The organism is Secundilactobacillus oryzae JCM 18671 (genome assembly GCF_000740055.1).
Lineage (GTDB): Bacteria > Bacillota > Bacilli > Lactobacillales > Lactobacillaceae > Secundilactobacillus > Secundilactobacillus oryzae.
The window spans coordinates 1-13,811 of the sequence record NZ_BBJM01000017.1; the positions used below are offsets into that span (position 1 = coordinate 1).

17 protein-coding genes are annotated in these 13,811 nt (G+C 41.2%); 1 reads left to right on the forward strand and 16 read right to left on the reverse strand.

Translation table 11 applies throughout. The features are described 5' to 3' along the window. Window positions 1–377: 377 nt before the first annotated feature. Entirely contained in the window at window positions 378–749 is a 372-nt protein-coding gene (locus LOSG293_RS05465) for a CvfD/Ygs/GSP13 family RNA-binding post-transcriptional regulator (protein ID WP_034527978.1), read from the reverse strand. Between the two features lie 17 nt (window positions 750–766). After that, on the reverse strand, window positions 767–1,345 hold the full coding sequence (locus tag LOSG293_RS05470) for a peptidylprolyl isomerase (protein ID WP_034527980.1): 579 nt from the start codon (window positions 1,343–1,345) through the stop codon (window positions 767–769). Window positions 1,346–1,526: 181 nt separating this feature from the next. Here LOSG293_RS05470 and LOSG293_RS05475 point away from each other — a divergent pair, with 181 nt between their 5' ends. Further along, the gene (locus LOSG293_RS05475) at window positions 1,527–2,177 is read left to right on the forward strand and encodes a VTT domain-containing protein (protein WP_034527982.1); all 651 of its coding nucleotides are present in this window, start codon (window positions 1,527–1,529) and stop codon (window positions 2,175–2,177) included. A 19-nt stretch (window positions 2,178–2,196) separates the two neighbouring features. Here LOSG293_RS05475 and LOSG293_RS05480 read toward each other — a convergent pair whose 3' ends face one another. From LOSG293_RS05480 to comGA, 14 genes are all read right to left on the reverse strand, one after another. Further along, window positions 2,197–2,841: a TIGR01906 family membrane protein gene (locus tag LOSG293_RS05480; RefSeq protein ID WP_034528084.1), complete on the reverse strand. Its 645-nt coding sequence runs from the start codon at window positions 2,839–2,841 to the stop codon at window positions 2,197–2,199. Continuing rightward, window positions 2,834–3,619, reverse strand: coding sequence for a TIGR01457 family HAD-type hydrolase (locus LOSG293_RS05485; RefSeq protein ID WP_034527984.1), 786 nt, complete (start codon window positions 3,617–3,619; stop codon window positions 2,834–2,836). Before LOSG293_RS05485 ends, LOSG293_RS05480 begins: the two co-directional genes overlap by 8 nt. Further along, window positions 3,620–4,276, reverse strand: coding sequence for a YutD family protein (locus tag LOSG293_RS05490; protein WP_034527986.1), 657 nt, complete (start codon window positions 4,274–4,276; stop codon window positions 3,620–3,622). A 14-nt stretch (window positions 4,277–4,290) separates the two neighbouring features. Next, window positions 4,291–5,673 carry a bifunctional metallophosphatase/5'-nucleotidase gene (locus LOSG293_RS05495; protein WP_034527988.1) on the reverse strand — a complete coding sequence of 461 codons (1,383 nt, stop codon included), beginning with the start codon at window positions 5,671–5,673 and terminating at the stop codon, window positions 4,291–4,293. 1 nt (window position 5,674) lies between these two features. Next, window positions 5,675–6,283 (reverse strand): metallophosphoesterase family protein, encoded by a 609-nt coding sequence (locus LOSG293_RS05500; protein ID WP_034527990.1) that lies wholly within the window; start codon window positions 6,281–6,283, stop codon window positions 5,675–5,677. Window positions 6,284–6,395: 112 nt separating this feature from the next. Then, window positions 6,396–7,772: an amino acid permease gene (locus LOSG293_RS05505; RefSeq protein WP_034527992.1), complete on the reverse strand. Its 1,377-nt coding sequence runs from the start codon at window positions 7,770–7,772 to the stop codon at window positions 6,396–6,398. Window positions 7,773–7,970: 198 nt separating this feature from the next. Further along, entirely contained in the window at window positions 7,971–9,158 is a 1,188-nt protein-coding gene (locus LOSG293_RS05510; protein WP_034527995.1) for an acetate/propionate family kinase, read from the reverse strand. Window positions 9,159–9,180: 22 nt separating this feature from the next. Then, window positions 9,181–10,206, reverse strand: a complete 1,026-nt coding sequence (locus tag LOSG293_RS05515; RefSeq protein WP_034527997.1) for a class I SAM-dependent methyltransferase — start codon at window positions 10,204–10,206, stop codon at window positions 9,181–9,183. Window positions 10,207–10,310: 104 nt separating this feature from the next. After that, window positions 10,311–10,472: a hypothetical protein gene (locus LOSG293_RS09970; protein WP_160171708.1), complete on the reverse strand. Its 162-nt coding sequence runs from the start codon at window positions 10,470–10,472 to the stop codon at window positions 10,311–10,313. Then, window positions 10,462–10,905 carry a competence type IV pilus minor pilin ComGF gene (locus tag LOSG293_RS05520; RefSeq protein ID WP_034528000.1) on the reverse strand — a complete coding sequence of 148 codons (444 nt, stop codon included), beginning with the start codon at window positions 10,903–10,905 and terminating at the stop codon, window positions 10,462–10,464. The genes LOSG293_RS09970 and LOSG293_RS05520 overlap by 11 nt, the downstream gene beginning before the upstream one ends. Before the next feature lie 140 nt (window positions 10,906–11,045). Further along, the gene (locus LOSG293_RS05525) at window positions 11,046–11,495 is read right to left on the reverse strand and encodes a prepilin-type N-terminal cleavage/methylation domain-containing protein (RefSeq protein WP_034528003.1); all 450 of its coding nucleotides are present in this window, start codon (window positions 11,493–11,495) and stop codon (window positions 11,046–11,048) included. Continuing rightward, entirely contained in the window at window positions 11,473–11,769 is a 297-nt protein-coding gene (gene comGC, locus LOSG293_RS05530; protein WP_034528006.1) for a competence type IV pilus major pilin ComGC, read from the reverse strand. The genes LOSG293_RS05525 and comGC overlap by 23 nt, the downstream gene beginning before the upstream one ends. Further along, window positions 11,766–12,800: a competence type IV pilus assembly protein ComGB gene (gene comGB, locus LOSG293_RS05535; RefSeq protein WP_034528009.1), complete on the reverse strand. Its 1,035-nt coding sequence runs from the start codon at window positions 12,798–12,800 to the stop codon at window positions 11,766–11,768. The genes comGC and comGB overlap by 4 nt, the downstream gene beginning before the upstream one ends. Further along, window positions 12,757–13,731, reverse strand: coding sequence for a competence type IV pilus ATPase ComGA (comGA, locus tag LOSG293_RS05540; protein WP_081919907.1), 975 nt, complete (start codon window positions 13,729–13,731; stop codon window positions 12,757–12,759). Before comGA ends, comGB begins: the two co-directional genes overlap by 44 nt. Window positions 13,732–13,811: the final 80 nt, after the last annotated feature.

Sequence of the window (13,811 nt, forward strand, 5' to 3'; positions counted from 1 at the left end):
GCTCATATTGATTGTTACTAGCGAATTGACTTCGCAAATGTTTGTTTTGGATTCAACCTAAGTTGAATCGCCCTGCACATTTGATTCGTCGAAACTTTATTCAGTTTTCAAAGGTCTACTTTGCTTTACTCACTCTCGCAAGCAACTTAATTAGTTTAGCATAACGACTTAGAAGCTGTCAAGCATTTATTTATAAAAATGAATTTTTATTCATCGTACTGGACGTCCCGTCGTCTTACTAAACAACGCTATTAAGCTTACCAAGTTAATTAATCTATGTCAACAGTTATTTTATAAAAAATGGCTGAATATTCATGATACTCAAATTGGCAACGAGTATTATAATATCAGCCATCTATGTTTACGTCAACACTATTTTATTGATTCTTCAAATTTCGTAGCGCTTCTTTACGCCACCCTTCTCGACGCTCCGCTATAGGCTGGAACCCGAGGTGCAAAGTATGGTTAGTCCAATAGACTTTACGGTGGTTCTTTTTAACTGGTTTAGCATTCGTCTCCGTTTCACGTAACGAAAGTGAAACCTTGCCGGTGTATTCATCAATGTCCAGGATAACCGCATCTACTTCTTGGTTCACTTTAAGATAATCGTGAATATCCTTCACGTATCCTTCATGACACTCCGAAATATGGATGAGTCCTTGCTTATGAGGTGTGATTTCGACAAAAGCCCCATACGGTTGGATTCCTGTCACTCGACCATGAACCTGCATTCCAATTTTTAAATCCATTCGATTCACCTCTTGTTCTATAGAACAGTAGCGGTCTCGATGACAACTTCTTTCAATGGCTTGTCCATCTCGTCAGTCTTGCTCATCGCAATCTTGTCAACAACGTCCATCCCCTCAACAACTTGTCCAAACACAGTATGTCTGAAATCAAGCCATGGGGTGCCACCCTCTTTATACTTAGCGACGATTTCCTCAGGGAATCCCGCATCGGTCATTTGTTCAAGCATCGTATCTGTCATTGCTTTTGATTGTACAATGAAGAATTGACTGCCATTAGTATTAGGACCGGCATTCGCCATAGAAAGGGCACCACGAATGTTATAGAGCTCTTTTGAAAACTCATCTTCGAATGGTTCCTTCCAAATGCTTTCGCCGCCCATACCCGTACCGGTAGGATCGCCACCTTGGAGCATAAAGTCACTAATGACACGATGGAAAATTGTGCCATCGTAATAGCCTGACTTTGCTAACGTCGTAAAACTCTCAACTGTCTTGGGTGCTTGTTCTGGAAAAAGTTGTAATACAATGTCGCCTGCTGTAGTTGCTAATTTAACTTTTGGTCCCTTTGCTTCATCTAAGCTTAATTGTGGGTACACTTTAAAAACTCCTCTTTACTAGATTAATCACCGTTCATTATTCCATACATTCCCCTGCAAATGCAACGCCTGTGACTTTTTATCGATAAAGAATTACTTAACTTACACTAAATAGTCCTCGGGAATTCTTAAAATCTGATACAATAGGTCATTGAAATTACGTTATTTGAAAGGAACTATTATGGGGACATTAATTGATTTTGTGCTTCACGTTGACGCACACCTCGTAAGTCTAGTAAACGCTTTTGGAGGATGGACTTACTTTATACTATTCGCCATTATCTTAGTCGAAACCGGAGCGGTTATCTTACCGTTTCTGCCTGGCGACTCATTACTATTTGCTGCAGCTGCTTTGTCAGCCAATCCGACTTACCACTTAAACATTACACTCTTCATTGTTCTATTCCTGGTAGCCGCTGCAGTGGGTGATTCGTTAAACTTCTTCCTGGGTTCGAAAGCTTCCATCATCCTACAGAAGTATCCCTGGTTTAAAAAATTCATCAAGGACGAGCAACTTCAACAAGCCGAACAATTCTTTGATAATCATGGCGTGATTGGTATTTTCCTTGCAAGGTTCATGCCAATCATTCGGACGTTTGCCCCATTCATCGCTGGGGGAACCGGTTATACTTACCGTCATTTCATCAAATTCAACTTATCGGCAGTGGTCATCTGGGTTGCCCTATTCTGTGGTGCCGGCTACTTCTTCGGTAATATCGATTTCGTGAAGGAGCATTTTTCCTTAGTCGTTCTCGCTATTATTGTCGTTTCCCTCTTACCTGCCGTTTATACCTTCCTCAAAAGTAAGTTTTCCAAATCAACTGCCGCATAGACCAAAGGCCCTCAAGCAATTAATGCTTAAGGGCCTTTTTTTGTTGCCGTTTGATCATTAGCCAAATCGCTAAAATCTGTAATTCAAATAGTACGAACGCCAACGCAAAACACGCATAAAAAAAATTCTCAGGTAAAACTAAAATAATAGGATCGGTCTGAGGGTCAAACAACCAGTCTTGGTTACGAAAAAACAGCTCATGAAAGCCAATAAAAAACTGATTGAAATTGACGGCCATCATAGCGCTCGCAACGAGTAGCACCATGGCCGTGATGTTAAGTGGTAAATCTAATAGCCAAAGTCGAAATTCACGATACAATTTTCGTAGATAAAGACCGGTTGGCATGATTGTCAGTATTAACACCGTATTATTGAACAAAATTAGCTTTTTAACATCTTCAAAGTGATGCATCCCGCTAAATGAGGTTGGAAAGTTAGTCATATCTAAGGACACCCATGGTAATTGCAAAAAGCTCAAGAGCTGTCCATAGTTTTTCATTAATTGATGAGTAGACAGTCCTAGTGTTTTGACAATTTCGCTATCTCCCACCATCAATCGGAATAGCCATGAACTGTTGACTGTTAGAAAAATAGCCAAACTCAGCATACATAGAATCACCAAGACGACACCGCCCCAGTGTTGCAGCCGTCGCATATTAATCATTGACCAAATTCCAATCATCCAAAGTATCAATCTCATAGGTTGGTTTGATTGGTACTTGTGCAATTTGCTCCCGAGTTGAGAGCCCAGAATATACGAGCAATGTATCCATCCCCACGTTAATACCGGCAGAAATATCCGTTAAATAGTTGTCTCCCACCATGATCACTTCTTCTGCAGACAAACCGATCCGCTCCAATGCGTTTTTCATAATGATGGGCTCCGGCTTACCAATATAGGTCGCTTTTTGCTGAGTCGTGTACTCCACTAGTTTGACGAGTGATCCAGCGCCAGGAAGCATTCCTCTCTCGTTGGGGATATTAGAATCTGAATTAGTTCCAATAAATTTAGCACCGTTACGAATCGCCAATGTTGCCACTTCAAATTTATGGTATGTGACGTCGGAATCAAGTCCCACTACCACGTAGTCCGGGTTTTGGTTCTCAAAATGAAATCCTTTGCTTAGCAATGCCTGATTGAGCCCAATTTCACCCACAACATAAATAGCTCGTTCTTCAGGACCCGCTAACTGATCTAAATAATCAGCCGTGGCTAAGCCTGCCGTATAAACGTTATCTTCTGTAACAAAAATATCGTGGTTATCTGCTAGATTCTTCACTACATCTCTTGGTAGTTTCGTGGTGTTGTTAGTCACAAATAAAAACGGAATCTGCGCCGCCTGCAACCGTTCAATGAACCGCTTGGCAGCTGGCATCCGCTTTTTCCCAGCGTAAATGGTGCCATCTAAATCAATAAAATATCCCTTATACTGTTTGCCCAATTATTTCACTCCATCATTCTTTGCTTTCTTTTCTCGAATCACAAAATGGCGGTGACTACTCTTACCAGAAGATTGCACCTTGGTTTCCCGCTCTTGAATAGCTGGTCCCACTTTTGAAACGCGTTCACGAACGTAAGGTTTTTTACGTTTAGCTTTACTACGTGAGCGATTGTTAGTCGATTGATTGCTATTTTTGGTGTTTGAATTCTTTGAACTCGGTGTTTTGGCACTGGGTTTGTTGGTTTGACGTCCTCGACGCTGCGACGAATTATTCCGTCTTTTACTTCGACTCGGCACCTTAGCATCCTTATTGTAAATCACAAAGTAGCCAGCACCATAATTGCCATATTCAAACAAGTAATCCTGTAATCCTGAAATTTGATCGGCTGCTGGTACGTTCTTATCATCAGCAAAAAATCCCTTTAGCCTCAATTGTCCAAAGCCCCAATCACCAACAATATAATCATACTTGCTAAATACCGTCGAAAATCGATCGATAAACTCATGTTCATCAAAACTATTTGCTGGGTCAGAAACTAATTCATAGGTGTGATTGTTAATCAAAAAATGAGTTTCATCTACTCGGCTAATGTTTGCCAAGGGTTCCCGTTTTTCCCGTTGCTCATTGACCAGTTCTTCCATTGTTTTACGGTCCATACTGCTGTCCTCCCTTAAAGGGGATAATGTTTGGCCAGGTAAGTGGCAAACACGTCCCGAATCACTGTATTCACATCAATTTCATTTTGGCCCATAATTTCGATTGTTGGAAAATATGGAACGTACTCATAATGATCAAGCATCCCGATTTGATAAGTTTGAAGTGGCGATAAATCCAGGTTACGAAACTGAACCCGACCACTTTCACGGTCATAGCTGATTCCAGAATAGTCGATAGTCCCAAAAATTTTGCCACGAAAGCCCATCCCCTTAACAGGATAGTGTAGGAGAAAGGCGCGATTTTTCTCCATTTCTTGAATCAGACGCCATAAATCATATCCAGATAAGCTAACTTTCATTGGGTGCATCGAATGTGGCAGCAATTTATGAATATCGTTCCGGGTCACAATCCCGGCATTCAAATTAATCATAAACAAACCACCATTCAAAATAGCAGCATTAGTGCCCATCGCTTCTTCAAGGGCTGCCAACCCTTCACTAGCAACACGCGAATACCCAGTCCAATTCATTTCCATTGGTGCTGCTAACCTGGCAACTGGTTGAGCAGTAAGCATTTGCTCGCCCAGTTCCTTATAATGGTCTGATTCAATTTTATCCTCAGCTTTAGTCACCAGCCCGGCTACCGAAACGACTGTAGCCTCATCCTTGATGAGTTGATGTTCATCATTAAATGACAAAGAAATCTGACCGACATACTGACCATATTTTCCGGCTGCCGCAATGAGAGATTGGCCAATTCGCTGACCATCTAGCAATAAATGGTGCGTATGAGCACCAATAATGAGTCCCACTTGTGGAAACTGTTTGGCAATCATTTGGTCCACATTCAGCCCTAGATGTGACAACAAGACGATAAAATCTGCTTGACCTTCAAATCGTTTCAAGAGTTTCGGTAACATCGTCTGCACCGCAATTGATTGCCAACCAATTCTCTGGTAAGTATCCGCATAAGGTGCGGTGAGTCCTAGTACTAAAACCTTAGTACCACCGTTTGTCGTTAAAATCTTGCCATTTTTTGCCCACTCAGGCTGAGTGCTACTTTCAGCTACCAGTAAATTTCCCAAAACGACATCGAAATTTGCCTCATCATATAGGTGGTTGAGTTGGTCAAATGTATTCCCAATTCCCTCATTATTCCCAATGGTGACGGCATCATAAGCCATTTCGTTCATAATTTTAATGTTGTCTTTGCCGTCCGTGGCCTCCGTCAATGGATGTACGCGATCCATCGCGTCACCAATATCGAACGTAAAGACCGAATCACCAGCCGCACGAAATTGAGCGCGTTGCGCGTTAATATACCGGCGGATCTTAGGCCAATTTTCTAAGTGCGAATGCAAATCATTAGTATGGAAAATTTTTAAATTATCACTCATCTCAGTGCCTCTTATTGTAGTCATCAAATTTACGTTCAACCATGAGTTCAATGTCGGCAGTTGATAATGGTGTCCCAAATGGCACTTTTTCACTCAGATAATCCGTTTCCGGAGAATCAACACCGACGTTGATGTTTTCGCGAACGGGTACGGCATAGTGATGAATATGACCATGTAAATTGATAATTTGTTTAACAATTCCTAGCATCATTGGGTAATGCGTCAAATAGTACTGACGATGGTTAAATTTTACAATCACGCCCACATCATGGAAGGAAAACTTAGGCTTGCCCTCAATCATCTCATTGTGTTTGTCCAGGTACTTAAACAAGTCCCGACTATCATGGTTCCCCTTGATAAAGACAATGTGACCGTTTAAGCGACGTAAAACCGCCAAAACGGCCTCATTCGACAACTTAGCAGGATGCGTAAAATAAAGCGCAATATCGCCCAGATGGTAAACGGTGTCAGTTGGCTTCACTCGATTATTCCAGTTTCGAATAATCTCCTCGTTCATGTCTTCAACTGTCAAAAACGGTCTAGGCGCAAACTCGCTAATTCCTAGTAACTGTTCATGGAAAAAATGTGTATCTGCTGTAAAGAAAATCATCTATTTCATCTCACTGTCAATATATCCAAGTTTAACCTAAATTCTATCATGAGTACCACTGAAAATAGCGAAAAAACTAAAAAAGACCTCTACTTATAGAGATCTTCCAAAATTAAGCTTTTGTCGCCCGTTTATTCAGGAGTTTATCAAATGCCCAAAGCGCAATCAGCCAAACAATCGACCCAATCAAAGCAATCATGGTTTCAAGCTTCATCAGTAGGATTAACCCTACCCCTGCCAGGAACGCTAAGACTAAATAATCAGTAAATGGCGCAAATGGTAATTTGAATTTAGCCGATTTCGCAGCTTTGGTTTTCCGATACTTTAAATGAGCCAGGATAATCGAGCCCCAAATAAAGAGGAAACAGGTTGTTGCAATACTAGAAATGAAAGTGAACACGTGCCCTGGCATAAATAGATTCAAAAACAGTGAGGCAGCAATAATGATGGCAGAAAATCGTAACGCATTTCCCGGCACCTGCGTCCGAGAAAGCTTACTTAACTTGCCACTCAGCTTTGACTTGCCACCGTACGTGAGTGAAAACAGCATTCGTCCTGTGGTAAACAATGAACTATTACATGCCGAAACGGCTGCCGTCAAGACGACGAAATTGATAATCGTTGCTGCCGAGCGGATTCCAATCGCCGAGAACACTTGAACGAACGGACTTTGATTTGGTGAAATATTTTGCCATGGATAGATACACATTAAGGCAAGTAGTGAGCCTAAGTAGAAAATAATAATTCTAAACGGAATGTCATCAATTGCTTTAGGAATAATTTTAGTTGGATTTGCCGTTTCAGAAGCCGTCATCCCCACCATTTCGATTCCCACAAAACTGAACAGAACCATTTGGAAAGAGAGTAAAAATCCGTTGCTACCATTAGCAAACAGCCCTCCCTTAAACAAGTTACCTACCTCTGCGTAACCAACCGGTGTCTTGTAATGAACCGCCACCATATAAATACCAATGGCGATCAGACCCAAAATGGCCACTATTTTGATAATCGCAAACCAAAACTCGGTTTCACCGAAAGCGCGGACCGTCACAGAATTAATCAATAACAAGATGAGCAGGATAGCAATTCCCGTTACCCATTCTGGGAGATTAGGGAACCAGTAGCGTAGGTATAGACCCGACGCAGTTAATTCGGCCATCGCAATGGTGAGCCAGCAAATCCAATAGGTCCAGCCGGCGACAAAGCCCCAGGTTTTTCCGAGATATTTCGAAATAAACGCAATGAATGAGTGCGCATCTAAATCGGAAAGGAGCAACTCTCCCAACGCACGCATCAAAAGAAAACACACAATTCCAGTAATTAAGTATGCAAAGATAATGGATGGACCCGCCAAGTGAATCGATTGTCCTGCCCCTAGGAATAATCCAGTTCCGATAGTGCCTCCAAGTGCAATCAACTGCACGTGACGACCTTGTAATCCTCTTGAAAGCTCTTGGTTGTTTTCTTGATTATTAGTATTAGAACTCAATGTTATTCCCCTTTCTGTTTTGATTATTATAGTCAATCTAAGGACAGTGCCACAAGGCTTGGCTGAATTGCCTCATGACATCGAATGGCGGAACGCCTTTAACATCAATTGATTTCACGTTTAATTTTTTTACTTGAATTCTTTTCAACTTAAAATGAAAACAAAAAGGTATCGCCTTAGCGACACCCTTCTAAATCGTTATTTCTTCAATCTTTCAATATCACGAACAATCATTAATTCTTCGTTAGTTGGAATTAACAAAGTCTTCACAGTCGCATCATCTGCACTTAAATCACGTTGAACGCCACGAATATGGTTCTTTTCAGGGTCCACCTTGATACCGAAGAAGCCCAATTTATCAGCAACTTCCTGACGGATTGTAAAGTCATTTTCACCGACACCAGCGGTAAAGACAATTGCGTCTACGCCATCTAGTTCGGCAATGTATTGACCCACGTAACGAACAATGCGTTCGATGTACATGTCACGTGCAAGTTTAGCACGATCATTCTTGTCTTGAACACCCTCAACATCCCGCATATCAGCAGACACGCCTGATACACCAATCAAACCAGACTTGTGGTTCAAAATATCAATCATTTCATCCATACCAATGTTTAACTTCTCCATGAGATACTTCACAAGAGAAACATCGATATCACCAGTTCTAGTGGCCATCATGACACCAGTTAATGGTGTAAAGCCCATTGAAGTATCGTATGACTTACCATTTTGGATAGCCGTGATTGAAGCACCAGCACCAATATGCAATGTCACCAACTTCAAGTCTTCAAGCGGACGACCTAGCATTTCTGCAGCTTTATGTGCAACATAACGGTGACTTGTTCCATGAGCACCATACTTACGGGCACCAAATTTTTCGTAGTATTCGTAAGGTAGTGGGTACATGTAGTTAACTGCTGGCATACTCGTGTGGAATGACGTATCAAATACCGCAACACTAGGGATATCTGGTAGTAACTTCTTAAATGCACGGATACCCATTGCTTCAGCTGGGTTGTGAAGTGGTGCATATTCAGCTAATGACTCGATTTGTTCGATAACCTTGTCGTCAATCAATGCTGAGTCACTGAACAATTCTCCACCAGCAACAACACGGTGACCCACACCAGTAATTTCGTTGTAGTCTTTGATAATCTTTAAATCGAGTAATTGATCAAGCATAATTTGAATTGCTTGTTCGTGAGACTCAATATCAAGCGTTTCTTCAAACTTTTGACCATCGCCATATTTAATTAAAACTAGTGAATCCTTTAAACCGATTCGTTCAACAACACCACTTGAAATTTCAGTTTCCTCTGGCATTTGGAATAACTTAAATTTAAGTGTTGAGCTACCTGCGTTAACCGCCATTGATTTTCCCATTTTATAAAAATCTCCTTTTTAGCTACTTAATGTGTAGATCTGAATGTTCCCATTCGATAATTTCAGCCATAAAATGCTTGAAATCAGCTTGTTGCTTAAAAGATGGAAATTCTCCCAGCATTACTTTACCAGCCTGCTTAGCATCCTGACCCTGATTTTGTAGAATCAAAATGGATTTGCGAGCATTCTTATTTTGAAAGAGCTCTTGAGGCAAGTTAAGAAAGCCTTGAAAGTAGACCTTTTCTTGAATCCATTTTAGGAATAGCTTAGATTGGTCACTCTCAAATAAGTTTGCTGGAACCAAGAAAATCCCAAAACCGCCAGCTTTAACATGAGCCATCGCTTGTTCAATCAATAAGTGATGCACATAGCTATGCCCTTCGCTAACATCCGTTTGGAAGTCCTTAGCGTTTTCATCAACTGGGTAATAGCCAACTGGTAAATCGCCAATCGCAACATCACTCAATGAAATGTTCAAGTTACTTAGTGCATCTTGATGCACTAAATTCACCTCGAGTGATTGTAAGGCTGCGTTAATCTGTGCAACGGCCAACATTGTGTCATCGTTATCGACTGCATCAGCGCTAACCGCCTTAGACACATCATTTTTGATGTCATTCATCACCGTTGTCAGTAAATTGCCAGTTCCAACACTTAAATCAAGTAATTTCAACTTCTTTTGATTAGTTGTCAGGCTAGACACCAGATAGCCAACAATCATCCCAATCGTATCCGGAGTTAATTGATGATTAGGTTGAATCTTGTCTTGTTGAACGGCCTTCAACATCGCAAATTGAACAGCTCTGCGGATCGATTCGGCATCTAATTGAGCTAAATCAATTGAGTCGTACAATGCCTTGAGCTGCGCAACCGATTCAGAATCTGGCTTACCATCTTCAACCTGGATTTCCCCTTCTAAAAGGTTATCACCAGTTTCGATAAAGGCATCCATATAAGACGTAGATAATTCTCGCTGCAAGATCTCAATGCTTTGATCTATCACTTTAAATAAAGTTTCACTCTCATTCTCAGACAGTACCTTCAGCATCCCTTCATCTTTAGTTTTAACTATTCCTTCAGTAATATATCTTACAGAGATTTAAGGGGATATTCAAGCTAAGTTTGTGAAAGTCTCAGTCGTTGACACAGCTTTTACTTAATCTTATCGATTCGCCCTTCATAGTTTCGCTGAACAAAGTGATAACTAAGTTGTCTTTGATGATAAGCATAGATTTGAAGAAGCAGGATTGTCATGACAACCGTCATAAAGCAAACCGCCATTAGCACCATCGATCCATTCCGTTTATTTTTCATGGTTAGCAACCTCGTTTGATAAAACTGCCGTAAAGGTTCGTCCCCGTTGTACCACGAGTCTCAATTCAACAAATCGCGCTGTGACCTCAGAAAATGAAACATCTGCCACGTGGTCCATTAAGGGAACATAGCCTCCTTCAGGCGTTGATAGAATGAGGGACTGTTTATTTTGCAGGAGCAAATACGGTTTAGTACCTTTACGCCCCTCAAGTTTTAGCCGATTACGCCTTACTTGAGTAATTTTAAACGCTTCATTATTTTGTTCAATTTCCGCTAATGCATAGTGCCAGGCTAAGTCATCTGACTGCTGATGATTTAGTAAGGGCATCACGATTTGAATCGTTAGTAGCATGAGGCCCATCACAACTAAGGCCACCACCACTTCCACAATCGTGAAGCCCTTCCTATTTCTTTTCGCGAATTTTTTGCTCATATACTCGCCTCGTTCGATTCACTTTACTGACATTTTGAATTTCTGTTTGCTGCATGATAGTGTGAATGCTTAAATATGTCATCGCCGTTCCAGCAACTAAAATAAGGCTAAATAAGGCTTCCACTAATAAATAGCCTGATCTAATCTTGCACTTTTCGATCCACACGATAGATCCCCCATCCCATTTGAACAGTCTGCCTGTATTCAGCGGGTCCAACATCTGAGTACCAGATAATTGTCATCGGTCTAACATTACCCTTAGTCGTCATTTTTAGTTCATAATTGCGGGCTAAAGCCAAGGTTGTCGGAACCTTGATTCTTTGATGCCAATCACGGCACTGAAATAGTACAGATTGCTCTTTCCCCATTTTAATCAGGAGCGGTTCATTAGCCTGCCTGGCCTTAAACTGCGCAACTTGCCAGTTTTCTTTCAACTCAGAAAAAAATGCTGCCTCAATCTTCGTCGTCCGTTGGGCAATATGACGAGCACCAAAAGTACCAATACCGAGCAGCAAACAGGTAAGACCCAAAACAACGACCATTTCAATCAACGTAAATCCTGCTCTGTCATTGAAGTGCTTCCTTGCCATGAATTGAAATCCCCTCCCGCTTTGCCTCGTCAACTTGTTTTCGGGTTAAATAGCCCTTCTTTTCTAAAACCGGATAGGTCACCGTATCAGCATCCGTTTCATCAACATACATATCAATCTGTGTTTGAATCACCGTTTTCATAGCATGTGAATGGATTTTCTGGGCATGATCACGTTGTGAGCCAATATTTGGAATGACGATAAGTATCAATAACGAAATAATAAACAAGACAATCGCCATTTCGATTAATGTAAAACCTTCACGTTTTTTCAATAGTTCATTCCTCCTACAGTTTGATACATCGGAATTAATAAGCTTAAGTAAGTCAGTACAATAAAGAAACCAATTACCGCAAACATTATCGGTTGGATGAGCTGAATAAGCTGTTCGATTCTTTCTACTAGTTCTCGATAAATCATCTTCGAAAACACCAGTAAATCTTCATTTAACTTAGCGCCAGTTTCTCCTTTTTGGATGAACACACCCAACTCGTTTGGTACTAAAGGTTCTTGTTGAATAATAGTGAGCAGCGTCTCCCCCGCTTCCAACTGTGAGGTAATCTGTGTACCAAGTTCAAATAAAAAGGACTTTGAGGCGTATTGCTTTGAACTTGCCAACACCTCCTGTAAACGCAAACCACTTTTGAGCATAATAACAACATTAACCAGTAGTTGATACTGATAGTAACGTTCCACAACGTGACCGATTAAGGGAATTCGACAAAGTAAGCGTAATTTTGCCAGATAATCTAGGCGTTTTAGCAATTCAAACATCACCCAAACTAAAACGATAACTGGAACAAGACCAAAAAGCACCCAAACTGTGGGCACACTTTGATTGGATTTGGCAGCACCGTTTGGTGTCAAACCCGCAATTGCCGGAAACACCCAGATTTTTAGCGCCACAAACAATATCAGCAATAGTCCCAATAGCGCCATCGGATATCGCAGTAATGCTTTAATTTTCTTTAATTGTTGCATTTGTAGCCTTAGTAGTTGACTCATCTCCGTTAGCGCTAGTTTCAACTCACCATGAACTTCTGCAACTTTAATCTGACTGGCAATCTGTGTTGAAAAGTAGCCGTGGGTACTTTGCTCAAATGAGGTTCCGTCTGCCAATTTTTGATGAATTACCGAAATGTCTTCGGCCTGTTGAGGCATAATTACCTCACAAAATTTCACCGCTTGTTTGAGTGAGAAGCCGGAATCCATCAGTTGTGCCAGTAATTTGATGAATCTTGCCTGGACAGGAATCTTCCAACTATCCCGCTTTAAATTGTGCTGCTGTCTCTGCACTGATTTCATGGCGCTTCACCCCCATTTCTAAATAGGTCTCCCACTGCTTCGACATTCCCGAAGGCAGATCAGATAAACCATCTTTCGGGCTCCAAAAATCATATAGCGCCTTAACAGTTCCCGATTGACTGGGAATCAATCGTTGGTAGGCCACCCCAGTCAATGCCTGCTCAATAAGATTCGAATCAAGCTTCAGCTGTTTCAAGCGTTGGAAGACACCATAGGCGGTTTGCGCATGAACGGTGCTTAAGACTAAGTGACCACTTAACGCTGCTTGGATAGCAGCCTGAGCCGTTTCTTGATCGCGTATTTCACCAATAATAAAAATATCAGGTCGATGCCTTAACGCGACTTTAATCAGCGCTTGATAGGACATATTGGCTTCTTCATTCACTTGAAGTTGTAAAAAGTTCGGCTCATTAACCTCGACCGGATCTTCAATCGTCAAAACTAATTTTCCTTCTGCCACTTTTCGTACTAAGTGATAAATCGAAGTTGTTTTACCAGAACCCGTTGGACCCGCAAATAAAATTAACCCCCGCTGCTGTTGCCAAGTCATCAACTGATTGATTTGTTCTTCAAACAAAAATTCTTGCTTAATCAATGCAATTGGATAAATGAGCCGAATAACCAAAGATTCCTCATTTAAATAATTACCAACCGTAGATAATCGTAGGTTAAGCGTGGCTTTTTGAAATTGATAATTCATCGCCCCTAACTGCGGCCGACGTTGCTCTGTAATAGCCATATTGGCATGAAACTTAAAATAAGAAATTAGCCGCTGCCCTTCTGAAAATGGTAAATGGCCAATAGTTTCCAATCGTGTTCCCCGTTGCTCCTGAATGACGTAGCGTCCCTTCTGGGGCAAAATAAAGATATCCGAGCTTCGATGAGTAATCGCCAGGTTTAAATAATGATTCGCTTGCCGATAAATTTCCAAATAATTCACGTCCTTTCCGTTCAAACCTAAATACGGAATTGGACACAAAAAAACACGACCTGATTTAACAAGTCGTGTTT